We start from the raw sequence: 1027 nt of genomic DNA, 5'->3' as shown, positions 1-1027 counted from the left end.
ATCTTGATAGAACATAGTAGGTGTATCCTTTCAATTTATATATGTATATTATAACAGTTAGTGAGGAAAAATGTATAAAATAAATGTTATACGAAAAAAGACCGCTGACAGTTATATTTGTCAACAGTCTGAGACTGTTATGCACTTAAGTGCATAACAGCCTCATCAACCCTATTTGACATAGAACCATTCTTTAAAGCCTTCCATCATCTTGGTGGGAGGCTTTTGTGAAAATAGTGTTTGATAAATTTGTATTTGATGGGAGACAATCAAAGTGAATGAATTTAATGAATATGTTTGCGATATTTTTTCTGAATTCGGCGATATTGTCATAAAATCTATGATGGGCGGATACCTTGTATATTTTAACGGCAAGCTGATAGGTGATATTTGCAATAATAAACTGTTTCTGAAGAGAACTCCTACATCAGATAGACTTCTTGCAGACTCAGAACTTTGTTATCCTTATGAAAGTTCAAAGACGCTGATGCACGTATTCGACAAATTTGAAGATACCGATTTGATTGTATAATTATTAGGCGGCATAGATGCGGAACTGCCCGAAAAGAAACCAAAGAAAGCCAAATAAGCTTGACAAACTATAATATGTCTAAAACATCGAATAGTATAAAAGGAAAGCACATAGCTTTATGATTCTAAAATCTTTTAGCTATGTGCTTTTTCTGTGCTTATTTTAAAGGGTGTACAATAAATCGTGTTGGTGAACAAAAAAGTTCGCCAACACGATTATTTTTTTATAGAAAAAAGTGAAGCAAACCAGTAAACTATAAGTTGAGACAAAATAGTAAAGAGGTGCTTCACATGGATAAGAATACCAGAAAATTATTGAAATTGGAAGAAGAATTTGAATTTCCAGAAAATTGGTTAACTCAAGACGTACAACATCATATTAAATATCATATTATTCATGCCAGCTGGGAAAGAAAAATAGAAAAATGTCATCATTGTGGGCATAATCAGCTGATTCGTTATGGGAGTTATTTAAGAAAAATAAAATTATTACCTG

At 32.0% G+C, this 1027-nt stretch carries 1 protein-coding gene and 1 pseudogene; both read left to right on the top strand.

The features are described from left to right. Positions 1-274 precede the first annotated feature (274 nt). On the top strand, positions 275-532 hold the full coding sequence (locus E4T68_RS08940) for a TfoX/Sxy family protein (protein WP_135126048.1): 258 nt from the start codon (positions 275-277) through the stop codon (positions 530-532). 290 nt (positions 533-822) lie between these two features. Continuing rightward, positions 823-1027: pseudogene (locus tag E4T68_RS08935) on the top strand (hypothetical protein); the annotation flags it as partial.

It is taken from the genome of Granulicatella sp. WM01, assembly GCF_004570605.1.
Taxonomy (GTDB): domain Bacteria; phylum Bacillota; class Bacilli; order Lactobacillales; family Aerococcaceae; genus WM01.
The sequence above is the reverse complement of the archived record's forward strand: the minus strand, read 5'-3'. Positions and strand labels throughout refer to the sequence as shown.